The following is a 22,254-nucleotide window of genomic DNA, read 5'->3' as shown; positions in this document are numbered from 1 at the left end:
GAGCGTTGTGGGCGGGGCGCCGGGGGGCGTCTGGGGAACTAGCCAATGATCGGCCTCTCTTCGGGATAGTGGTACAACTGGCTGCGCTGGCGGAGGGCAAGGGCGGCCGCAAGGGTCACGGTGCCGACGCGGCCGGCGAACATCAGGGCCGCGAGGACGTAAACGCCCTCCGGCGGCACCTCTGCGCTGAGGTTGGTGCTGAGCCCCACGGTGGCGAAAGCCGAAATGGTCTCGAACAGCACCCGGTCCAGGGACGCCCCGCTGATGTGCAGCAGCAGGAAGGCGGAGACGGACACCAGGGTGGCGCCCGCAACGATCACGGAGATGGCAACGCGCATGGTGCCCTGCGGGATGGTCCTGCCATAGACCTGCACATCGGCGTCGCCCCTGGCCTCCGCCACGATCGCCAGGAACATCACGGCGATGGTGGTGACCTTGATGCCGCCGGCCGTGGAGGCCGAGCCGCCGCCGGCAAACATCAGCGCGTCGGTCAACAGCATGGTGGTGGACTCCATCTGGTTCTGGTCCACCAGGTTGAAGCCGCCGGACCGCATCATCACGGAGGCGAACAGGGCATGCGTCACCTTGTCGTCAAAATCCATGGTCCCGATGGTCCGCAGGTTGTCCCACTCCATCAAGGCCCACAGGAATGTGCCGGCAAACAGGAGGATGAAGGACACCTGGATGGTGAGCTTGGTGTGCAGGTTCCACTTCTTCCAGTTCAGCCCGTTCTGGTGGAGAACCATTACCACGGGAAAACCGAGGCTGCCCAGGAAGACGCCGAGCATCAGCGGGACCAGGATCCAAAGGTCCGTTTCGTAAGGCACGATGCCATCTGAATGCGGGGTAAAACCGGCGTTGTTGAAGGACGAGATGGAGTAGAAGATCCCGTGCCATACGGACTGCCAGAACGGCTCGCCGAGGGTCAGGAACCGCGGGACCAGGGCCAGCGCCAGGATTCCTTCGATCACCACTGATGTTGTGATGACAATCCGCAGCAGGGTGCCCACTTCGCCCAGGCGGCCTGCATTGTTCATGGATTCCGCCGCGATGATTTTCCCCCGCATGCCCAGCCGCTTGCTGACCATCAGGGCAAGCAGCGAGGCCAGGGTCAGCGTACCCAAGCCTCCAATGAAGACGCCCACCAGGATCACCAGCTGCCCGAAGAAGGACCAATGAACCGCCGTCGAGACGACCGTCAGGCCGGTGACGCACACGGCTGAAACGGCCGTAAACAGCGCCTGATGGATCGGGGTGGGGGTGCCGGCGGCGGAGGAGACCGGCAGCGAGAGGATGAGTGTGAAGACCAGGCATACGGCCGCGAACACCGTCAGGGCAAGCCGGGCCGGGGAAGTGTTTGCGATGTCGTCAATGAAGTCGCGCAGCCGCGTAAGAATCCAGAGGCCTTCCCGCTCCTGCGCTGCGGGATGCCAGCTGGCCGGGTTCCGGGGCCTCGACTGGCTTTGCGTCATGTGTGGCTTTTCCTCGGTAGAAACTGCTTCCCTCAGTAGTAAACCACTAATGCCGGCGTTATGGCCGGGCAGGAGGCGCCGCCGGCTCGGGTAGCCTGTGATTGATGACATACCTCCCGGGTCTCAGCCAGCCCGCGCCCCCAACGGTGGTGGCGTGGAGTTCTGACATGACTGCCTACAATTTCGGTCCGGGCCATCCGATGGCACCTGAGCGGATGGACCTGACCGCCCGCCTGGCCGGCAGCCTGGGTTTGTTCGGCCTGGACCACGTGGTGGTGGAAGCGCCCGAAGTGGCGGACGACGCAGCGCTGGAGTCGGTGCATTCCGCAGACTTTGTTGCGGCAGTCCGCAGGGTCAGCGCCAATCCCGGCGAGCCCGATGAGGCCCGCGGGTTGGGCACGGAGGACGATCCCGCCTTCGCGGGCATGCATGAGGCGGCAGCCCGGCTGGCCGGCGGTTCGCTGCTGTCTGCTTCGCGGATCCTGGACGGCTCCGCGCTGCACGCGGTTAACTTCGGCGGCGGCATGCACCATGCCGCCCGCGAGCGGGCCAGCGGGTTCTGTATCTATAACGACGCTGCACTCGCCGTGCAGAGGCTGCTCGACGGCGGCATCAGCAAGGTGGCGTATATCGACGTCGACGCCCACCACGGGGACGGGACGGAGAGCATCTTCTGGAATGATCCCCGTGTGCTCACCATTTCGCTCCACGAGAGCGGCCTTACGCTCTTCCCCGGGACGGGATTCGCCAATGAGATCGGCGGTCCGCAGGCCGAGGGGACGGCGGTGAATGTCGCCCTGCCGTCAGGGACGGGGGATGCCGGCTGGCTTCGCGCCTTCCACGCGGTGGTGCCGCAGCTGGTGGCCGCTTTCCAGCCGGAGGTTATCGTCAGCCAGCACGGGTGCGACTCCCACCGCACGGACCCGCTGACGCACCTCAACCTCAGCGTTGACGGGCAGCGGGAGGCCGCATCCGCCGTCGGCAGCCTCGCCGCCCGCCACTGCGGCAACCGCTGGATCGCCACCGGTGGCGGCGGGTACAACGTTACTGACGTGGTCCCGCGGTCCTGGAGCCACCTGATTGCCATCGCGTCCGGGCGGCCCGTGCCGCTGCGTACGCCCGTCCCGGAGAACTGGCGTGCCTATGTCCTGGCCAAGTTCGGCAGGGACGCCCCCCTCCTGATGGGCGACGACGTGGAACTGTGGTGGCGGTCCTGGGAAGTGGGCTTTGACCCCAACGATGCCGTGGACAGGACCGTCATGGCCACGCGGAAGGCAGTCTTCCCGCTCCACGGGCTGGACCCTTGGTTCGACTGACTGCCGGGTCAGTCAGCTGCTGGGCTTCTCCGTCTGGAACACCACCCCGGCGGCGCCGATGAGCCAGTCCAGGAGGGACAAAGCGAACGCGCCGATCACGTCCGTTGAAGCCGTCCCCTTGGCCAGCCAGAGCAGCAGGACAGCCAGGCCCGCGGCGAGGTAGACCAGGATTGTTGCCATGATCCGCCCGGACAGCCTGGCCGTGACCTCGGCAGGATTGAAGGCCGCGGGCCTGCCCGGCTCCCGCTGGAGCTCGTCCCGACGGACCTCGGCGATGGATCCCAGGGCCGACGCGCAGCAGCACCGCGCCCCAGACTGCCGCGAAAAGGCCCAGGAACACGAACGCGATGACATTGAACAGTTGCTGGCGAAGGAACTCCATCACCGTCCACCCTCAAGCCGCGGCGGCCGCCGCGCGGGAATCCGGGCAGAAGTGACACCGTTCCAGCACTGCCGGGAAACCTGGGCAATGGTGACGTCTGCAGGCCGAAATAGTTGATGCCTTTCGGCGTATATGTCGCTAGGGTGGGAGGCATGGTGACAGACGACGTATTTGCCGTCATAGCGGAATCGACCCGGCGGGACATCCTGCTCTCCCTCCGTTCCGGAGACAAGGCCGTGGGCGAACTGGTGGAGGAACTGGCGGCAAGCCAGCCCACCATTTCCAAGCACCTCAAAGTCCTTCGCGAAGCGCAGCTGGTGAGCATGAGGGCGCAGGGCCAGAAGCGTTACTACGCGCTGAACCGTAAGCCGCTGGAGGGGATTGCCAGCTGGCTGGAAACGCTCGACGTCGGTTGCGCGGTACCGGCCGCAGCCGCTGATGCCGGACAGGCCGAACCTGCGCCTGCGCAAGCCAGGAAGGCGGCAGCTGCACACAAGGAGGCCGCGACCGCCGGCGCAGTAGCGGCCGAGGCCGTGTCCGCCGGAGTCCTGGCGAGGGACGGTGCAGACCTGAGCCCCGCCGTCGTGATTCCCGGCGGAACCACAGCGCCGCTGAGTGATGACAGCGTGCCCCAGCAGATCGGCAGGACCGTGGGCCGCGCCGCCACCAAGGCCGCGGACCTCCTCGCCAACCTCCCCAACCTGCCGAAGTTCGGCCGCAAGAAATAGCTCCTCACCCCAACTAGGTAGCGCCAAGTGTCGTTTTGACCCCTCAAAACGACACTTGGCGCTACCTAGTTGGGTGGCCGCTTAGTTGCTGAGCAGCCGGACGTGGTCCGGGGTCAGCTCGGAGATCTTACTGACGCCCAGCAGGGCCATGGTGCGGGCCATGTCCTTTTCGAGGATCTGCAGGGTGCGGTCAACGCCCGCCCGGCCACCGGCCATCAGGCCGTACAGGTAAGCGCGGCCGATCAGCGTGAAGTCGGCGCCAAGGGCGAGGGCCGCCACAATGTCGGCGCCGCTCATGATGCCGGTGTCCAGCATGATCGCCGCATCCGTGTGGTCCTTGGTGAAGGCTTCCTTGACCTCAGGGAGCAGGTGGAACGGGATGGGAGCCCGGTCCAGCTGGCGGCCGCCGTGGTTGGACAGGATGATGCCGTCCGCTCCATGGTCAACAACCCGGCGGGCGTCCTCCACGGTCTGGATGCCCTTGACCACCAGGTTGCCCTTCCAGGTTTCCCGCAGCCAGTCCAGGTCCTCGAAGGTGAGGGTGGGGTCGAACATGGAGTTGATCAGGTCCGCCACGGTGCCGGTGTAGCGGGACAGGGAAGCGAAAGTCAGCGGCTCATGCGTGAGGAAGTTGAACCACCAGGCGGGCCGGTAGGACGCATCCAGGACAGTCTTGATGGTCAGCGCCGGCGGGATGGTCATGCCGTTGCGGACGTCGCGGAGGCGGGCACCGGCGACGGCGGTGTCCACGGTGACCATCAGGGTGTCGTTGCCCGCCTTGGCGGCGCGCTCGATCAGTTCCAGGGAGCGGTCGCGGTCCGTCCACAGGTAAAGCTGGAACCAGTTGCGGCCGTTCGGTGCGGCGGCGGCAACGTCCTCGATGGACGCGGTGCCCATGGTGGACAGCGTGTAGGGGATGCCGGCCGCCTCGGCTGCCTGCGAACCGGCGTACTCGCCCTCGGACTGCATCATCCGCGTGAAGCCGGTGGGTGCGATCCCCACCGGAAGGCGGGACGGCTTGCCCAGGATGTCGGTGCTGAGGTCGATTGCGGAGACGTTCCGCAGGATGCCGGGCCGGAATTCGATGTCCAGGAAGGCCTGGCGTGCACGCCGAAGGGTGATTTCCCCTTCGGCGGCGCCGTCCGTGTAGTCAAAGGGCGCCTGCGGGGTCCGGCGCTTTGCGATGTCCCGCAGCTCCCAGATTGTGCTGGCCCGCTTGAGCCGGGCCTCCTTGCTGAATTCGGGCTTCTTGAACTGCATCAGCGGAGCGAGGTCCGAGTACTTCGGGATGCGGCGCTTCAGCGCGGCCGGCACGGCAGCTGCAGCCGGTGCTGCAGCCGATTCCTGTGCAGTGGACGGGGCCGGCGCGGCTGAGGCCGGAATGTCAGTCGCGTCCGGTGCGGGAGTTGCTTCCGGATTGTTGGGCTGGATGGTGTGGGTCATGGCGTCCTCCATTGGGCCGGCAGGTCCGCGTCCGGGACCTCCTGTGGTCTAACCACACTGTAGGCCATGTGGTCCAACCACATCAAGTACCATTGCCCTATGCGGACGCACCAGCTTGTTTTGTCGTGGATCGAAAATGAGCTTTCGGAGGGCAGGCTGACCGTGGGCGGCCGCCTTCCGGCCGAGCGCACGCTTGCGGAACAGCTGAAGGTGTCCCGAACGTCCGTGCGTGAGGCCATCCGGATCCTTGAGGCGATGGGCGTGGTCCGGGCCGGGGTGGGCTCGGGTCCGGAGGCCGGCACGGTGGTCATTTCGGATCCGACGGCGGCCCTCGGCTCTGCCCTGCGGCTGCACGTTGCAACCCAGCACCTTCCGGTGGCGGACATCGTGGAAACCCGGGTGCTCCTGGAGTCCTGGGCGGCGTCGAAAGCCAGGCCGGACGCGCCGGAGCTGGAGGCGGCCGCTGCCTTACTGGAGCAGATGGCCGCGGAAGGGCTTACCGTTGACGAGTTCCTTGCGCTGGACGTCCGGTTCCACCTGGCCCTGGCCGATGCCGCCGGCAATGCCGTAGTGAGCGCCATGATGGGATCGTTGCGCGAATCCATCCAGAGCTATGCCGCCCAAATCACCTCCAACCTTCCCGACTGGGAGGACACGGCGTCGCGGCTGAAGTCGGAGCACCGCGGCATCCTCGCGGCCATCAGGAATGACGACGGCGAACGCGCGGCAAGGCTCGTTGCGGCCCACATCGAGGGCTACTACAAGGAAGCGGGACTGGATCCGGCGGGGGCCCGGCCGGCCCCCTGAACGGATGTCAGCCGTGCACCGCGGTGCGGGCGGCCTTGGCCGGGCCGGTACTGGCCCGCACTTCGAGCCTCGGCTGGTAGTGGCTGCCGGGAGCCTGGCTCTGTTCGTTCCGGATGAGGGCCCGCAGCTGGTGCCATGCCTCCGCGCCCAGCTCGGTGATGGGAACCGCTGCCGTGGTGAGTGTCGGCGTCGTGTATTTGGCGAAGGGTATGTCATCGAACCCGGTGACGGAGATGTCGCCGGGAACGTCAAGGCCGCGCTCGTGCAGCCCGCTCATCAGGCCCATGGCCACCAGGTCGTTGAAGGCCAGGATCCCGGTGGCACCGCTCTCCAGCACTGCGTCCACTGCCCCATGGCCGGTGTCGAAGTCGGAGCCGCCTTCAAGCATGGTGACCTCGACGTGCGGATGGGCGGTCTTGAACGCCTCCAGGCCCTGGAGCCTGAGGTCGTTGGAGGCACTGCGGGGAGGCCCTGACAGGAAAGCTAGGCGCGTATGCCCGAGCTCCACCAGATGTTCGGCGATGTCCTGCACGCCCTGGCTGTAGTCCACCACCAGGCTGGGAACATCCGCCGCTGCTGTGGTGCGGTTTATCAGCACCAGCGGGCGCAGCGACGGGGCAAGCTCTTCCAGCTCGGCGTCGCTCATGCGTGGAGCGCACAGGACCAGGCCATCGCAGCGCCGGCGAGCCTCACCCGCAAGGATGGACTCCTCGCTGGAGACTTCAAAGGAGTCGGCGATGAGGACGCGGTAGCCGTCCTGGGCGGCCGCCCGGCTCAGGCCGCGGAGGATGGCCTGGAAGGTGGGGTTGGCCAGGTCCGGCACCACGATGCCGATGGTGTCGGTCTTGCCGAGCGCCAGGCTTCGTCCCACCGGGTTGGGCTGGTACTTCAGTTCAGCAGCAGCGGCCCTCACCCGGGCGGCGATCTCAGGGTCAACAGTGAAATTGCCGTTCATGACGCGCGAAACCGTGGCGTGCGAGACGCCCGCCTTGAGGGCAACATCCGCGATGCCGATCCGGCCGGAAGCCGATTTCCTGACCATAAGTGGCCCCTTCCTTCGCGCCGGAGCCGGCAGGGCCGGGCGCAGTCCGCTGGCAGGGGGACCCGGCCAACTCCTTGTCGACGTCCTGGTCAAAGCACATCGTGAGTGAAAGCATATAACGGGAGGGGGAAAACGATTTCTCTTGGTTTCCCGAAATTTCCCACCCGGTTTTCCCGGGTTTTCCAGTGCTGGGGCTGCACTCTGGCGGAAAGCGTTTTCTGCCAGTGCTGTCAATGGTTGACGGATGGACGGTCCGGTTGATACAAATCTTATAGCAAACCGGGAAAGCGTTTTCTCACACGCCCTTCAGCATGAACCGGATCTACACGCAACAACGGCCCAGCGGGCCGGACCTAAGCCTTCGAAAGGGACCCTCATGGTCAACACAGCCGAGTCGACTTCTGCTTCAGAGGCCCGGCCCGGGTCCACGGACGGCCTGCACGCTGTTCCCGGCGCCCCGGCCGCTCCCGCCCGCCAGGGCGGCAAGGCCCGCATCGCCCTGATCGGCACCGGGGGCCGCTCCGAGATGTACATCCGCGCGATCTTCGGCAAGCATGCGGGCACTGCGGAGCTCGTGGCGTTGTCCGACGTCAACCCGGGCAGGGTGGAGTTCTACCAGAAGCTCATCCAGGAACTGGGAGCTCCGGGACCCGTTGCGTCCTTTGACCCGGCGGACCTCACGGCCTTCATCCAGGCCAACAACATTGACCGCGTCATTGTCACCACGCCGGACTACACGCACGCGGATTACATCGTGGAGGGCCTGCGCGCCGGGGCGGACGTCGTCGTCGAAAAACCCCTCACTATTGACGCTGAGGGCTGCCGCCGCATCACCCAGGCCGTGCATGAGACCGGCCGGAACGTTGTGGTCACGTTCAACTACCGCTACTCGCCGCGCAACAGCGCGTTGAAGGAGGTCATCCAGAGCGGCGTGATCGGCAAGGTAACGTCCATCGACTTCAGCTGGGTCCTGGACACGGTCCACGGTGCGGACTACTTCCGCCGCTGGCACCGCGAAAAGAAGAACTCCGGCGGCCTGCTGATCCACAAGGCGTCCCACCACTTCGACCTGGTCAACTGGTGGATCGACGACGTCCCGGAGCGGGTCTTCGCGTCCGGCGGTCTGAAGTTCTACGGTGACAGGAACGCCGCCGAGCGCGGCCTGGGCCCCCGTCCGGAGCGTGGAACGCCCGACGCCGATGCTTCCGCCGCCCGAACAAGCACCGGCGCAAAGGACCCCTTCGCGCTGGACCTGCGGGAGGACGAGCGGCTCAAGGCACTGTTCCTGGACAACGAGCACTACGACGGCTACCGCCGCGACCAGGACGTCTTCACCGGCGGCATCACCATCGAGGACAACCTCGCGCTGGTGGTGGAGTACCAGGGCGGCCCCCGCCTGAGCTACTCGCTGAACGCCCACAGCCCGTGGGAGGGCTACCGCGTCGCTGTCAACGGCACGGAAGGCCGAGCCGAGCTTGAGGTCGTGGAACGCGCCGCCGTGCTTCACAGCACGGACAAAAAGACCGTCGTGGATCCCAGCGCCACCCCGGTGGAGGAAGAAGACGCCATCCGCCGCAACGGGGAACGCCTGGTGGTCCAGCGCCACTGGGAAGCAGCCTACGAGGTGCCCATCGTCAACGGCGAGGGCGGCCACGGCGGCGGGGACGAGCTTCTCCTCTCGGACCTGTTCAACGGCCCGGGCGAGGACCCGCTGGGACGCCCCTCCGGCTACCTGGACGGGCTGAGGTCGGTGTCAGTCGGCATCGCCGGCAACCGCTCCCTCGAGACCTCCCTGCCCGTGCGCATCGAGGACCTGGACCTCGGCGTCGACCTTCGCCGCGGCAAGTGACCGGCCTGAGAACCTGAAGGAACAACCATGAGCAGGATCTTTGTCACCGGCGGCTCCGGCCGGCTGGGACGCAGCGTGGTGGCCGGGCTCGCCGGGAAAGGCCACCACGTCATCTCCGTGGACCGCGACGCCGTCCCGGCGGACCAGCTTCCCGCCGGGGTGGTACAGGAAACCGCCGACCTTCTTGTGCCGGGTGAGGCTCTGCGCCTCCTCCGGGAAGCCACGCCCGACGCCGTCATCCACCTTGCGGCGATCGCGGTGCCTTTCAGCGCGCCCGAGGACGTCATCTTCGCTACGAACACACGCCTCGCCTTCGCCGTGGTCAGCGCCGCGACGGAAGTGGGCGTACCGAAGATCGTCACCGCCAGCAGTCCCACCGTGCTGGGCTACGGCTCACCTGCGGGCTGGCTGCCGCCGTCATTCCCGCTGGATGAGCGGACGCCGCCGAAGCCTTGGAACGCGTACGCGCTGTCCAAGCTCATCGCGGAGCAAACCGTCCAGGCCTTCGCGGCAGCCCAGGGGGGAAAGATCCGCTATGCGGCGTTCCGCCCCTGCTACGTGATCTCCCCGGAGGAGTGGAACGGCGCACCCACCCAGCAGGGCCACACCCTTGCAGAACGGCTGGCCGACCCCGCCCTCTCCGCCCCCGCCCTGTTCAACTACGTGGACGCCCGGGACGTGGCGGACTTCCTCGACCTGCTGCTGGAAAAGATGCCGTCCATCCCCAACGGGGAAACCTTCTTCGTCGGAGCCGCTGACGCCCTCGCCACCGCGCCCCTGGCCGAACTGATGCCAAAATTCCTGCCCGGAAGCGAAGTCCTCAGCGCTGGGCTCACCGGCACCAGCCCGGCCTTCTCCATCGCCAAAGCGCAGGAACTCCTGGGCTGGCACCCCGCGCGCAGCTGGCGCACGGAACTCAAGTCCCGTTCCACCCTCAACGACGAGAACTCCGCGCTGGTCAGAACCGGCGGCGGAGCCAAGGAGACACCATGAAATTCGACGGCGTACTGTTCTTCCCCGTCACCCCGTTCACAGCCGTTGGCGCCGTTGACGTGGAACTGCTCAAGGAACACATCAGCTCGCGGCTTCCGTTCGGGCCGGGCGGTGTTTTCCCCGCCTGCGGCACCGGCGAATTCCACGCCCTCAGCATCGACGAGGTCCGCACCGTGGTGGCAGCCGCCGTCGAGGTTGTTGCCGGAAAGGTGCCCGTAGTCGCAGGAGCCGGCGGTCCGCTGGGCCATGCCCTTGCCGCCGCCCGTGCCGCGGAAGAATCCGGCGCGGACGCCCTCCTGGTGCTGCCGCCGTACCTGGTCACCGGACCCGCCGACGGTCTGGTTGCCTATATCGAGGCCGTGGCCAACGCCAGCAGCCTGCCGGTGATCGTGTACCACCGCGGCAACGCCAGGTTCACGGCAGCTTCCATGGCTCGGCTGGCCGCCAACCCCAAGGTCATCGGCTTCAAGGACGGGCTCGGCGACGTTGGCCTGGCCCAGGAAATCGTGTCCGCGGTCCGTGCCACGGGACGCCAGGACTTTGCGTTCTTCAACGGCCTGCTGACCGCCGAACTGACCCAGGGCGCCTACCGCGGGATGGGGATCCCGCTGTACTCCTCGGCCGTCTTCGCCATGGCGCCGGAGATCGCCACGGCCTATTACGACGCATACATCTCTGGCGACGAGGACCGCCGGAACGCCCTGCTGGAAGGCTTCTACGCGCCGCTGGTCCGGCTCCGCGACCAGACTCCGGGCTTCGGCGTTTCGCTGATCAAGGCAGGCCTGCGCCTGGGCGGCCTGGCGGTGGGTTCCGTCCGCCCGCCGCTGGTTGACCCCACCGAGGAACAGTTGGTCCAGCTCAAGGCCATCCTCGCCAAGGGCTACGAGCTGGCCGGCCGCTGATGGGCGCCCCGGCCGCCGCGGCAGTGCGTACCGCACCGCGCATCACGGGCATCTCCACCCGGCTCATCACAGTTCCGCTGCGTCGCAGCTGGGGCGTGGAGGCGCCGGAGAACCACGTAATCGTTACGGAGATCCATACGGACGACGGCGGTGCGGGGCATGGTTTTTCCTGGACGCCCACCATCGGACCCCAGGCGGTTAAGGCACTGCTGGACTACGACATCGCGCCTTTCGTCGCAGGGTTGCCGGCTAATCCGGAGGTGGTTTGGGACGCGCTGTGGAAAAGGCTGCACGAGGCCGGCGGCGGGGGACTGACCACCATCGCGATGGCCGGAGTGGACCTTGCCCTCTGGGACCTGCAGGCCTCCCGCGCCGGAACGTCCGTCACCGGACACCTTGGCCAGCGGCAGGAGTCTGCCGAGGTTTACGGCTCCGGGGTGAACCTGCACTACACCCTTGAGGATCTCGTAGCCCAGACCGAACGGTGGGTCGCGGCAGGGCACCGGGCGGTGAAGATCAAGGTTGGCAAGCCTGATCTCCGCGAGGACGCCGAACGTGTTGCCGCGGTCCGCTCGGTGCTGGGGCCGGACCGGAAGCTCATGATCGACGCGAACCAGCGCTGGGACCTGCCCGCCACCTTCCGCGCCCTCGACGTCCTGTCCGAATTCGGGCTGGAGTGGCTCGAGGAACCCCTCCGGGCGGACGATCTCTGGGCTTACCGGCGGCTCCGCAAGCATTCACCGGTGCCGATTGCCCTTGGCGAAAACCTGCACACCATCTACCGGTTCCGCGATTTCATTGAGGCGGAAGCGGTGGACATCATCCAGCCCAACATCATCCGGGTGGGAGGCATCACCCCGTTCCGGCGGATCGTTGAGCTGGCACGGACCAACAGCATCAGGGTCATGCCGCATCTGTTGCCCGAACTGTCCGGGCAGCTGGCCCTGACCCTGGCGGAGCCCACCATGGTGGAGGACGTGGAGGAGGCATCCTTCGAACAGTTGGGGATCCTGGCCGGCCCGTCGCCGGTCCGGTTCAGCAGCAGCCGGGTGACGCTTACGGGCCAGCCGGGGCTCGGCTTCAGGTTCACTGACAACCCGCAGACCTAAATCACGACGAACAGGATCCCAGTGACTACTGCAACCCTTTCCCTTAACGAGCTGACAGCCGCGGCCACGGATGCGGCCAGGATCTCGGCGGCTGCCTCCGACGCCCAGCGCGCTGGCTGGCTCAACGCTGTGGCCGACGCTTTGGACGCCAACGCCGCCGAGCTCGTGGCGATCGCCGATTCCGAGACCAGCCTGGGCGCAGCCCGCCTCACCGGCGAAGTGGCACGCACCACCGGGCAGTTGCGCCTCTTCGCCCGCGTGGTCACCGAGGGCTCCTACCTCGAAGCGGTCATCGACCACGCGGATCCGGCTGCCACCCCGCCCAGGCCGGACCTGCGCAGGATCCTCAAGCCCATCGGCCCCGTGGCGGTCTTCTCGGCGTCGAACTTCCCGTTCGCCTTTTCGGTGGCCGGCGGCGACACCGCATCCGCCCTCGCGGTCGGCTGCCCTGTGATCGTCAAGGCGCACTCAGGCCACCTGCGGCTGTCCGAGCGGACGGCGGAGATCGTGGCGGACGCGCTTCGCGGCGCGGGCGCCCCGGACGGCCTGTTCGCCCTGGTCAGCGGCCGTGAAGTGGGAACAGCCCTGGTCCAGGATCCTGCCATCAAGGCCGTCGGCTTCACGGGCTCCATCCCCGGCGGCCGGGCGCTGTTCGACCTTGCCACGTCCCGTCCCGAACCCATCCCGTTCTACGGCGAACTGGGCAGCCTCAACCCTGTAGTGGTCACGGAGGGGGCGCTGGCCGAACGCCCGGACCAGCTCGCTGCCGGGCTTGCAGGCTCCTTCACCCTGGGCGCCGGACAGTTCTGCACCAAGCCCGGACTGGTGTTCATACCGGCCGGCACGGATTTCGCAGCCAGGGTGGCGGAGGCCAGCAAGGACAAGCCGGCCCTGGGCATGCTCACCAGCAGGATCGCCGAGGCTTATCCGGACGGCCTGCGCGGCTTCGCGTCCGTGGAGGGCGTTGAGGTGGTCAGCGGCAGCGTGGACCAGGATGCTGTGGCCAACGGGGCAGCGCCGGTGGTCTTTTCCACCACCGCTGCCAGGGTCCTGGAGAGTCCCGGGGAACTGCTGGAGGAGTGCTTCGGCCCCACCACCATGCTGATCGAATACGCGGACCAGGAGGAGCTGTCCGCAGCCCTGGCCAAAGTGCCGGGCAGCCTGACCGCCACGGTGCACGCCCAACCGAATGAGGACATCTCCGCGCTTGTGGAGCAGCTGTCCGGACTCGCAGGCCGCGTCCTCTTCGACGGCTGGCCTACCGGAGTGGCCGTCAACTGGGCGCAGCAGCACGGCGGCCCCTACCCGGCCACCACCTCGCTGTTCACCTCGGTGGGCGCGACGGCGGTCCGCCGGTTCCAGCGTCCGGTTGCCTACCAGGATGCGCCTGAAGCGGTCCTGCACCCGGCGCTGCTCGAGAGCAACCCGCTGGGCATCCCGCGCCGGGTGGACGGCGAACTCGTACTACCCTGACAACCCTCTCTCACTTAATGTGGGCTTATCCAACACGCTCTTCCACTTGATGTCGCTTTAACCAAAACGCTCTATCAGTTGTTGCCGGTACTACGGCTTCAACTGATAGAGCGTTTTGGGTTTTGCTGCAGGAACTGATCGAGCGTTGTGGGTTTTGCTGCAGGAACTGATAGAGCGTTGTGGCTAGAGCTGGAGGGTGGCCGGCCGCCCTAGTCCGTTGACCGCCGTCGAGGGCCAGCGGGGGTCGACCGTCAGGACCTGCAAGCCCGTTCCGGTGAGCTGGACCGTGTCCTCGATCTTGACGCCGGGCCCGGACGGGTTCCAGGTAAAAGCCTGGTCCAGGACCACTGTGTCCGTTGCGGCGGCGGTAACCCGCGGGTCACGGCCGGCGTAGCCGGCGGGACCGCCCTGGTGGTGCTGCTCCCATTGGTCGGCGCCGAAGCCGTGCCGGGCGTAGGCGGCCTGGATCTCGGTGAAAATCCGGTCCAGCCGGGCGCCGGGGACCGTGGCGTCGAAGATGTCTGCTTCCACTGCGGCGATGCGTGCCTCGGCGTCGTGCTCTTCCGCCGTGCCGGCGTCGAACCTTACCCAGCGGGTGATGTTGGCAACCAGGCCGTCCCGACGGGCGCACACGACGGCCATTGCGCGGCGGCCCAGCGGTGAGTGCGTGGCCAGCGGGTGCCGGAACCCGCTGCGGCTGCTGCCGTTGCACAGCAGGACCAGGGGCTCCGCGCCGGCGGCGACAACCCGGCCGGCCAGGGCGGACACCAGCTCGAACTCCGTGGTCTCCGGCCGGGCCGTGGAGAGGACGTCCGTCATGATCACCGCAACCTCGGCGCTAAGCCGTGCGTAACGTGCGCTCTCGGCCGGGAGCAGCTGCTGGCGGGCCGCGCGCAGCTCCGCCGCCACCTCCGCTTCGGCCAGCGGTGCTGTGCCACGCCCGGCTGTGCCGCCTTGGGCGGCAGTTCCAGCCGAGCCAGTACGTCCGACGGCGGCGGCGGCCTCGTGCAGGTTGCCGTACCAGGGCACGGAGTGCAGAGCGACGCCGGCAGGCAGCTCCTCGGCGGCGATCCGGCCGGCCTCATTGTTGAAGGTGACGAGGTGGTCGCCTCCGCGGTCCACCAGGAGGGCGGCGATCGGATCGCCGGCCAGGCTGATGTGCACCCGGCTGCCGTCCAGGTACCACGTCAGCGCGGTGTTGGTGGTCAGAAGCAGTGACTCCTGCCCCTTGGCTTCAAGGATGTCCAGCACGCGCCGGCGTTTAATGGCGCGGTCAGTCGCGGAGGCCGGGGCCGTCCTGCCCGGATGCAGCGTCCTGTCGGCTGTGGTCTGGCTCATGAACGGTTCCCCTGCTGGTTGATGAGTGCTTCGATGTCGGTGGTGTCCAGGATCCCGTCTGCTACGAAAACGGTGATGCTGCGCTGGACCGGACGGCCCGGTTCGGGGATGACCGGGGTGTCCCAGGCAAGGGACCGGCCAACGCCCGGGTAGCCGTCCACGCGGACGAACCACGGGTCGGTGGAGCCCTCAGCGGCCACGAAGACGAGCGTGGCGCTGCCGGCGGGCGCCCCGGCGGCCGGGCCTCCGGCGGCTGGTCCTCCGCCAACTGGTGTGCCGCCGTCGAACTTTCCGGCCCAGGCGAGCCACGGCGTGACTGAACCGTGCGCCCCGGACTCGCCGGAGCCACCGGATGTCCATACGGTGGCGCCTTCGCAGGCGGGCAGCCGCCAGAAGAACCCGCCGTAACCGCCTTCGGGGCGGCCGTTGGAGCCGGGGCTGCCGAGGCTGACGGGCTGGCCGCCCGCAGGGGAGAGGGCGAAGTCCAGGGATATCTGCCAGATGGACGGGCTGACGCCGGACCAGGTCCAGGTGCGGTCTTCGACAAGCACCGGCGCACCGTCGGGACCGTTCCAGGCCAGGATTTCCTGCAGCCTGCCGCCCCGGGCTCCCGTGAGGGCAGCTGTTTCTTCAACGAGGGTGTCCCGGACCGTGATGCTGCCGTGGTCCGGGCGCCAGACGTACTGGCCGGCTTCACGGGTGTAGGTGCGGCCGCCCCAGAAGTTGATGCCGTCCACGTCCTGCAGCGCCACCCCGACGCCGAGATGCCACACGTGGTCCAGCGGCTGGTGGTCCGTCACCACCGTGCCCGCCAGGGTCCGGACGGGATGCAGGTAGGGGCGCGGCGAGGACACCGCCCGGATCCGGCTCCCGTCCTGGTACCCGGCAACGGCCTGGTGGTCCACAGTGAGTGTGCGGGCCGGCGGCAGGTCCCGGGCCCAGGGAACACCCAGCTCGGCGAAGGTGGCCTGCGCCGCGAGCGCCCGTTCGATGACGGCCGCGATGCGGTGAACCACGGGGTGGGCGTCGTCGCCTTCGCCCTCCCAGGTGACATGTTCCGGCGGGATGGGCTGTGGCAAGGGGGCTGTCCGGATGGCTTCCAGCACTGTGGTGAAGGCGCCGGTGTCCGCCAGCGAACACAGCAGGGGAGCACCCGTGGAGCGCGCAGCCAACAGGTTCTCCAGCAGGTCCGTGCGGCCGAACGTCTCCCGGCGCTCGCCGTCCGCGGTGCTGGTGACCACCTCGTCCTCGGTGTAGAAGAAGGTGATCTCGCCCCGGGTGCCGTGCACCGTCACGGACGGGTTCCGCTGCTCCGGCGCGCACAGCGTCAATCCGCAGATGAGGGTGGTTCCGGTGGCCGTTCGCACGCGGAGGACGGAGGTGTCATCGCTCTCGGTATCGTGTGCCCGGTACAGGTCCGTCTCCACTGATTCCACGTCCGCCAGGATGTGCGCTCCGGCCATGTGGAGCGCAGTGGCCACGGCGTGGGCCAGGGCGTTGGTTGCCACCCCGTCCACCACGTCGATGCCGTCCAGGCTGCGCTTTCCGGCCCAGCGGGAGCGCTTGAAATACGCCTTGCTGCGCACCCATTCGCCCCTTGCGCTCACGCCGAGGACGTCACCGATCCCCCCTGATTCGACGTGCGCCCGGATGGCGGGAAGCGCGTGGGAGCCGAGGCTCTGGAACCCCACCTGGACCAGTCGTCCCGCAGTTTTGGCTGCTGCCAGCACTTCCCGGAACTGGGCCAGCGAGGCCACCGGCGGCTTTTCCACATAGACGTCCTTGCCCGCTGACAGGGCTGCCAGGGCCAGGGGAGCATGGGTCTGGATGGGGGTGGCGAGGATGACGACGTCGATGCCGGGGTCTGCTGCCAGCAGCTGGGCCAGGTCGTCGAAGACAGCTACGGATTCCGCAAGCCGTCCAGGGGCGGGCGGGTTGGGGTCCGCGACGGCGACGAGTTCCACGGTGCCGGCCTGTTCGAGCCTGGCGAGATTGGCAAGGTGTTGTTCGCCGAAGCCGTGCACGCCCACCAGGGCGATGCGCTGGACGCTTGCGGGGACGGTACCTCCCTTGGCGATGCGGCCGGGTTCCGCTGTTGCGGATTGATCGATCATGAGCAGGGTCCTTGGTAGCTGAAGGGAGGAAGGGTATTAAGATCATTGGCGCCGAGCGAGGCAGACAGGAAATCGATCGCTTCCCGCTGCATGCCGGCGGTGAAGATGTGGCCCCCCGGCCAGAAGCTCCCGGTGTAGCTTTCGGGGCTGTGCAGGGACTCCAGTATGCGGTGTGCGTTGCGCATTCCGTCTTCGGGGAAGAGCTGGTCCGCAAGCGCGTACTGCACCAGCAGGCGGCTGGCCCCGGCCCTCGCGGTGAGTTCCGGCCAGTCACCCAGCCTCCAGAGCCCCGGAGTCTGCAGCAGCCATGAATGGGCGTCGAGGAAGGCGGGCAGAAGCGCCTGGAAGGTGGTCATCATGCACGTCACCACGTAGCTCTTGATGCGGTGGCTCAGCACGGCGAGGGCAAGGGAACGGCCCCCGCCGCCGGAGAAACCGATGCAGCCGAGCCGTTCCTGGTCCACGTCCGGCAGCGCGGCGAGGATCTCCAGGGCTGCGAGGTCGTCGTGGGCCACCATCCCGGCGAGGCTGGTGCCCAGCAGGCCGGCGGTCCTGGCCAGCGTTTCCTCGTGGAATCCGGCGGCGGCGTTGTACACGTCGGCCCCGGAAGGTACGACGCCGTCCTGCCGCCACTGTGCCTGCCGCGCCTCCAGCGCGGCGGCCGTCCGCCGGGGCGGAACCGATAAGTCAAAACGGCGGCTGCCCCAGCCGAACGTGTCGTGGGCCAGGACGGCGAAACCGGCGCGGGCCAGGTCCGTGGCCAGGGCGCGGCCGTCGTAGTGGCCGGCCCGGGCGTTTTCTGCGGAGGGATGGGACTCGGGGAGTTCCACCAGCCGGTCCGCGCCGCCGAACTTGTTGCCGCCGTGGCAGTGCAGCGCCAGGATGCCGGGCACCGGCCCGGACGCGCCCGCCGGGCGGATCAGCCAGCCCGTACTGCGGGGGCCGAAGCCCAGCTGCCAGCCGAGCTGGGAGGTGGTGACGCCGTCGTGCGTCTCCTCCCAATGGACGGTCACGTCAGGGGAGGGAAGCGCCCCCGGCACGCCGAGGGCGTCCGCAAGTTCCTGGGCTGCAGCGGTGGCAGCGTGGTAACGGGCGTGCTGCTGAACATAGGCAGGCCAGTCTCCGTAGCCGGCGATGGCGCTGGGCCGGGTCGGCTGGCCCGTATCAGTCATGGGCATGCCTCCTGTTCGGACGTTTTCTGATGGCGGGATCGATAGTGGCCCAGGCCCGGTTGGGGTCGACCCTGGGATGGGGCCCGTTGGCGCCGTCATGGGCCGGCATCTTCCCGAACAGTACATCCGGGCTGAAAGGGTTTCTTGAGGCGTAACCGCACTGTGCTGCCCCCTAAGGCCTTGTGCTTCTTCGTAGTGGCGGGTCAAGCGGAAAGCGTTTTCTCAAAAACTAACAAAGGGCTATACACGAGTCAAGAAAACGTTTACTTTGGTACGGAACCGCTTTTTCAACCCCCCATTTCCCGGCGGCGCAAGGCCGCCGACTGCCAGTGCCTCGACGGGGAAGCCGGGCCGCAGTGGGAGCGCACAACCGCCTCGCGCGGACACCGGAAACGTGGAGGCCACGATGACCAAAGGAGACCACATGGCCGCTAAGCACATACCCAGGGCACTGCGCCCGGCAGGAATGCCGGCCGCAGGGGGCCTATTGACAGGAACGGGGCGGCACCAGTGAGCGCCATCAGCGAACTCAGCTCCATTACCCGGCGGAAGGGCAAGCCCACCGCCGCGGAAAAGAAGGCCAACGGCCGGGACAACAAGGCCGCCTATATCTTCCTGCTGCCCTGGCTGGTGGGCCTGGTGGCAATCACCATCGGCCCCATGCTGATGTCCCTGTATCTGTCCTTCACGGACTACAACCTGCTCCAGCCTCCGGAATGGGTGGGCCTGGACAACTTCACCCGCATGCTCACGGACGCACGGCTGCACAACTCGCTTGGCGTGACCTTCGCATACGTGTTTATCGGGGTCCCGCTCCAGCTCGCGGTGGCGCTGCTGATTGCCCTCGTCCTGGACAAAGGCCTGCGTGGCCTGCCGTTCTACCGCTCGGTGTTTTACCTGCCGTCCCTCCTGGGCGGCTCTGTTGCCGTCGCTATCCTCTGGAAGCAGATTTTCGGCACCACCGGCCTGGTGAACCAGGTCCTCGCCATGTTCGGCATCCAGGGGCCCGGCTGGATATCTGACCCGAGCACGGCACTGGGGTCGATCATCCTGCTGCACGTCTGGACCTTTGGCGCCCCCATGATCATCTTCCTGGCCGGCCTGCGGCAAATACCGAACATGTACTACGAGGCAGCCAAGGTTGACGGCGCCACCACCCTCCAGCAGTTCTGGCGGATTACCCTCCCCATGCTGAGTCCGATCATCTTCTTCAACCTCGTGTTGCAGATCATCGGGTCCTTCCAGTCGTTCACCCAGGCGTTCATCGTCTCGGGCGGCAACGGCGGCCCGTCGGACTCCACGATGTTCTTCACCCTGTACCTCTACCAAAAGGGTTTCGGCCAGTTCGACATGGGCTATGCCTCCGCCATGGCATGGATCCTGCTGGTGATCATCGGCGTGTTCACTGCCATCAACTTCATCGCTTCTAAGTATTGGGTTTTCTATGACGACTAAGCTGGAGACGCTGCCCGCCTCGGACAAGAAGTCCGGAGGTGCCGGTAAGCCTACGAACCATCGCAAGCCCCGTGAGTCCCGCGGAACACTGGCCTTCAGCAAGGCCCAGCGCGGCAAGGCCTTCATGAAGCACGCTGTCCTGATCCTTGCCGGCGCGTTGATGATCTACCCCCTGCTGTGGATGGTGGTTTCATCGCTTCGGCCCAACGAGCTGATCTTCCGCGAGCCCGGACTCTGGCTCAACAGCCTGGAAATGAGCAACTACACCTCAGGCTGGTCGGCCCTGACGCACCCCTTCGGCCACTACATGATCAACTCCGCGATTGTGGTGATCGGTTCCATCCTCGGCAACCTGATCTCCTGCTCCATGGCCGCGTACGCCTTCGCCCGGCTGCAGTTCACCGCCAAGAAATTGTTGTTCGGCATTATGCTCCTGACCATCATGCTGCCGTTCCATGTGGTGATCGTTCCCCAGTACATCCTTTTCTCGCAGATCGGCTGGGTGAATACCTTCTGGCCGCTGATTGTGCCCAAGCTGCTGGCCACCGAAGCGTTCTTCGTCTTCCTGATGGTCCAGTTCATCCGCGGCATTCCACGGGAGCTTGATGAGGCTGCGAGGATCGACGGCGCAGGCCACCCCCGCATCTTCCTGCGGGTCATTCTCCCGCTGATGGTCCCGGCCCTGGCCACCACCACAATCTTCACGTTCATCTGGACGTGGAACGACTTTTTCGGCGCCCTGATCTACCTGACGGACCCCGACATGTTCACGGTTCCTGTCGCACTGCGGGCCTTCGTGGATTCGCAGTCGGCTACGAGCTGGGGATCGCTGTTCGCGATGTCCATCGTGTCCCTCCTGCCGGTCTTCCTGGTCTTCCTCTTTGGCCAGCGGTTCCTCATCAAGGGCATCGCCACCACGGGCATCAAATAGCGGGTTCCCGCTATTCCGCCCCGCCCTGTTGGCCACGGCATGACCTCCGCTGCACGGAGCTGCCCGTCCGCCGACGGGCCGCTCCTGAAGTCCAAAACATTCCCGACACCGTCTTGTATTACAAGTTTGCTACTTGTAACATCGGACGTAGAAAACGGTTTCCCGTTTCGGTTCCACCCAGTTTGATTCCATCCCCGAACTCCATCCCCAGCACCAAGATCAAAGAAGATCGGAGAACCAGTGCCGCTTTTTTCCCGCTCTGCCTCTGCTAAAGCCAAGCAGCCGGCAGCAACATCCTCCACGGGCGGACGACGCCCCCTTCGTAAGACTGGCGTTGCAGCAGTTGCTGCCGCCGTCGTCATGGCCTTGAGCCTCAGTGCCTGCGGCGGGGGCTCCGGCCAGCAAAGCGCTGATGGCCCCGTCGAACTCCGGTTCTCCTGGTGGGGCGGCGACAAGCGGGCCCAGCTGACCCAGGAAGCCATCAAGAAGTTTGAGGCTGAAAACCCCAACATCAAGATCAAGCCCGAGTTTGGTGACTGGAGCGGTTACTGGGACAAGCTCGCCACCCAGGTGGCGGCGAATGATGCTCCGGACATTATCCAGATGGACGAAAAGTACATCACCGAGTACTCCAGCCGCGGGGCCCTTCTTGACCTGTCCAAGTACGACATCGACACCTCCAAGCTCGACGAAGCGGCACTTAACGCAGGCAAAGGCGAGGACGGCCTGACTGGCATCCCCGCTGGCATCAATGCCGCCACCATCCTTGCGAATCCGAAGGTTTTTGAGGCTGCCGGCGTTCCGCTTCCTGACGATTCAAAGTGGACCTGGGAGGACTTCGAGCGGATCGCCTCCGAGATCACCGCCAAGTCCCCGAAGGGCACCTATGGCGCTGCCGCTTACGGGACTGATGAGGCGTCACTCGGGGTCTGGCTCCGCCAGAACGGCAAGTCCCTGTATACCTCCGACGGCAAGCTGGGCTTCGAACCGGGCGACATCGCCAAGTGGTGGGCGTTCCTGAAGCAGCTCAGCGAGAACAAAGCCGTTCCCACGGCATCCGAGGTCGTCGAAGCTGAAGCTGCTCCGCTTGACCAGTCCGGACTGGCCACGGGCAAGAACGCCCTGGCGTTCTGGTGGTCCAACCAGGCCCCGGCCTTGGAGAAGGCATCCGGCAGCGACTTGAAGATCCTGCGGTTCCCCAGCAAGACCGGGTCATCCGCCGACGCGAAACTTTGGTACAAGGCCTCCCAGTTCTGGTCCGCGTCCTCACGCACCAAGCACCCTGAGGAGACCGCCAAGTTCATCAACTTCCTGGCCAACGACGTCAAGGCCGGCGAGACCCTGCTGGCGGACCGCGGTGTCTACCCGAACTCCGAGGTCCGCGCGGCCATCGAGTCCAAACTGACGCCGGCGGACGTCAAGGTGGTCAAGTTCATCGACCAGATCAAGGACGAACTGGGCGAGGCCCCCGCGCCGCCGCCGAAGGGCGCCGGCGCAATCCAGGAAATCATCAAGCGCTACACTTCCGAGGTTCTCTTTGAGAGGCTGTCCGCTGAGGAAGCCGGCAAGAAGGCCCACTCTGAAATGAAATCCGCAATCAGCAGCTAGTCTTCACGCCGCCAACACGGCTTGGGACACCGTGGGTGGACGCATCTCCGCCCACCACGTCCGACGGCGGGTGGCAGCTTCGCCCCGGAGGGAACCACCAGGTTCCAGCCGGGGCAAAAC

19 protein-coding genes are annotated in these 22,254 nt (G+C 66.6%); 12 read left to right on the top strand and 7 right to left on the bottom strand.

The genetic code is table 11. The annotated features are described in order from the left end of the window. Positions 1-38 precede the first annotated feature (38 nt). Positions 39-1,472, bottom strand: a complete 1,434-nt coding sequence (locus C3B78_RS16420; RefSeq protein ID WP_104999004.1) for a TrkH family potassium uptake protein — start codon at positions 1,470-1,472, stop codon at positions 39-41. A gap of 104 nt (positions 1,473-1,576) precedes the next feature. Between C3B78_RS16420 and C3B78_RS16415 the strand changes: the two genes are divergently transcribed. Next, positions 1,577-2,788, top strand: a complete 1,212-nt coding sequence (locus tag C3B78_RS16415) for an acetoin utilization protein AcuC (protein ID WP_104999003.1) — start codon at positions 1,577-1,579, stop codon at positions 2,786-2,788. 12 nt (positions 2,789-2,800) lie between these two features. Here C3B78_RS16415 and C3B78_RS20165 read toward each other — a convergent pair whose 3' ends face one another. After that, positions 2,801-2,968, bottom strand: a complete 168-nt coding sequence (locus C3B78_RS20165; RefSeq protein ID WP_234005439.1) for a hypothetical protein — start codon at positions 2,966-2,968, stop codon at positions 2,801-2,803. Here C3B78_RS20165 and C3B78_RS20160 point away from each other — a divergent pair. Together C3B78_RS20160 and C3B78_RS16405 are read left to right on the top strand one after the other, a co-directional pair. Next, on the top strand, positions 2,967-3,287 hold the full coding sequence (locus C3B78_RS20160) for a hypothetical protein (RefSeq protein ID WP_234005438.1): 321 nt from the start codon (positions 2,967-2,969) through the stop codon (positions 3,285-3,287). The two genes, C3B78_RS20165 and C3B78_RS20160, sit on opposite strands and share 2 nt — an antisense overlap. A 35-nt stretch (positions 3,288-3,322) precedes the next feature. Next, positions 3,323-3,898, top strand: a complete 576-nt coding sequence (locus tag C3B78_RS16405; protein WP_104999002.1) for an ArsR/SmtB family transcription factor — start codon at positions 3,323-3,325, stop codon at positions 3,896-3,898. 81 nt (positions 3,899-3,979) lie between these two features. On the opposite strand, the gene C3B78_RS16400 is transcribed toward C3B78_RS16405, so the two are convergent. Continuing rightward, positions 3,980-5,341 carry an alpha-hydroxy acid oxidase gene (locus tag C3B78_RS16400; RefSeq protein ID WP_104999848.1) on the bottom strand — a complete coding sequence of 454 codons (1,362 nt, stop codon included), beginning with the start codon at positions 5,339-5,341 and terminating at the stop codon, positions 3,980-3,982. Between the two features lie 99 nt (positions 5,342-5,440). On the opposite strand from C3B78_RS16400, the gene C3B78_RS16395 reads away from it, so the two are divergent. Next, positions 5,441-6,148, top strand: a complete 708-nt coding sequence (locus tag C3B78_RS16395; protein WP_104999001.1) for a FadR/GntR family transcriptional regulator — start codon at positions 5,441-5,443, stop codon at positions 6,146-6,148. 7 nt (positions 6,149-6,155) lie between these two features. Here C3B78_RS16395 and C3B78_RS16390 read toward each other — a convergent pair whose 3' ends face one another. After that, the gene (locus tag C3B78_RS16390) at positions 6,156-7,190 is read right to left on the bottom strand and encodes a LacI family DNA-binding transcriptional regulator (protein WP_104999000.1); all 1,035 of its coding nucleotides are present in this window, start codon (positions 7,188-7,190) and stop codon (positions 6,156-6,158) included. Between the two features lie 376 nt (positions 7,191-7,566). Here C3B78_RS16390 and C3B78_RS16385 point away from each other — a divergent pair, with 376 nt between their 5' ends. Genes C3B78_RS16385 through C3B78_RS16365 form a run of 5 tightly spaced genes read left to right on the top strand, consistent with a single transcriptional unit; the run spans position 7,567 to position 13,516 of the window. Continuing rightward, a complete protein-coding gene (locus C3B78_RS16385; RefSeq protein WP_104998999.1) occupies positions 7,567-9,039 on the top strand; it encodes a Gfo/Idh/MocA family protein in 1,473 nt (490 codons plus the stop codon). A 27-nt stretch (positions 9,040-9,066) separates the two neighbouring features. Continuing rightward, entirely contained in the window at positions 9,067-10,032 is a 966-nt protein-coding gene (locus tag C3B78_RS16380; protein ID WP_104998998.1) for an NAD-dependent epimerase/dehydratase family protein, read from the top strand. Further along, a complete protein-coding gene (locus C3B78_RS16375; RefSeq protein ID WP_104998997.1) occupies positions 10,029-10,934 on the top strand; it encodes a 5-dehydro-4-deoxyglucarate dehydratase in 906 nt (301 codons plus the stop codon). The genes C3B78_RS16380 and C3B78_RS16375 overlap by 4 nt, the downstream gene beginning before the upstream one ends. Then, positions 10,934-12,043: a mandelate racemase/muconate lactonizing enzyme family protein gene (locus C3B78_RS16370; RefSeq protein WP_104998996.1), complete on the top strand. Its 1,110-nt coding sequence runs from the start codon at positions 10,934-10,936 to the stop codon at positions 12,041-12,043. Before C3B78_RS16375 ends, C3B78_RS16370 begins: the two co-directional genes overlap by 1 nt. Positions 12,044-12,064: 21 nt before the next feature. Continuing rightward, complete coding sequence (locus tag C3B78_RS16365) at positions 12,065-13,516, top strand: aldehyde dehydrogenase (NADP(+)) (RefSeq protein ID WP_104998995.1); 1,452 nt, start codon at positions 12,065-12,067, stop codon at positions 13,514-13,516. A 183-nt stretch (positions 13,517-13,699) separates the two neighbouring features. Here the strand turns inward: C3B78_RS16365 and C3B78_RS16360 are convergent, their stop codons facing one another. The 3 genes from C3B78_RS16360 to C3B78_RS16350 are packed head-to-tail and all read right to left on the bottom strand — an operon-like array spanning position 13,700 to position 18,140. Beyond that, entirely contained in the window at positions 13,700-14,854 is a 1,155-nt protein-coding gene (locus C3B78_RS16360; RefSeq protein ID WP_104998994.1) for a M24 family metallopeptidase, read from the bottom strand. After that, positions 14,851-16,968 carry a DUF6807 family protein gene (locus C3B78_RS16355; protein WP_104998993.1) on the bottom strand — a complete coding sequence of 706 codons (2,118 nt, stop codon included), beginning with the start codon at positions 16,966-16,968 and terminating at the stop codon, positions 14,851-14,853. The genes C3B78_RS16360 and C3B78_RS16355 overlap by 4 nt, the downstream gene beginning before the upstream one ends. Further along, positions 16,965-18,140: an acetylxylan esterase gene (locus C3B78_RS16350; RefSeq protein ID WP_104998992.1), complete on the bottom strand. Its 1,176-nt coding sequence runs from the start codon at positions 18,138-18,140 to the stop codon at positions 16,965-16,967. Before C3B78_RS16350 ends, C3B78_RS16355 begins: the two co-directional genes overlap by 4 nt. 510 nt (positions 18,141-18,650) lie before the next feature. On the opposite strand from C3B78_RS16350, the gene C3B78_RS16345 reads away from it, so the two are divergent. From C3B78_RS16345 to C3B78_RS16335, 3 genes are all read left to right on the top strand, one after another. Beyond that, on the top strand, positions 18,651-19,595 hold the full coding sequence (locus tag C3B78_RS16345) for a carbohydrate ABC transporter permease (RefSeq protein WP_104998991.1): 945 nt from the start codon (positions 18,651-18,653) through the stop codon (positions 19,593-19,595). Then, positions 19,585-20,526 carry a carbohydrate ABC transporter permease gene (locus tag C3B78_RS16340; protein WP_104998990.1) on the top strand — a complete coding sequence of 314 codons (942 nt, stop codon included), beginning with the start codon at positions 19,585-19,587 and terminating at the stop codon, positions 20,524-20,526. Before C3B78_RS16345 ends, C3B78_RS16340 begins: the two co-directional genes overlap by 11 nt. Positions 20,527-20,766: 240 nt before the next feature. Further along, complete coding sequence (locus C3B78_RS16335; RefSeq protein WP_104998989.1) at positions 20,767-22,134, top strand: ABC transporter substrate-binding protein; 1,368 nt, start codon at positions 20,767-20,769, stop codon at positions 22,132-22,134. The last annotated feature ends 120 nt before the right edge of the window (positions 22,135-22,254 follow it).

It is taken from the genome of Arthrobacter sp. PGP41, from assembly GCF_002953935.1.
Classification (GTDB): Bacteria; Actinomycetota; Actinomycetes; order Actinomycetales; family Micrococcaceae; genus Arthrobacter.
Note: the sequence above shows the minus strand (reverse complement) of the source record. Positions and strands in the feature narration are given on the sequence as shown.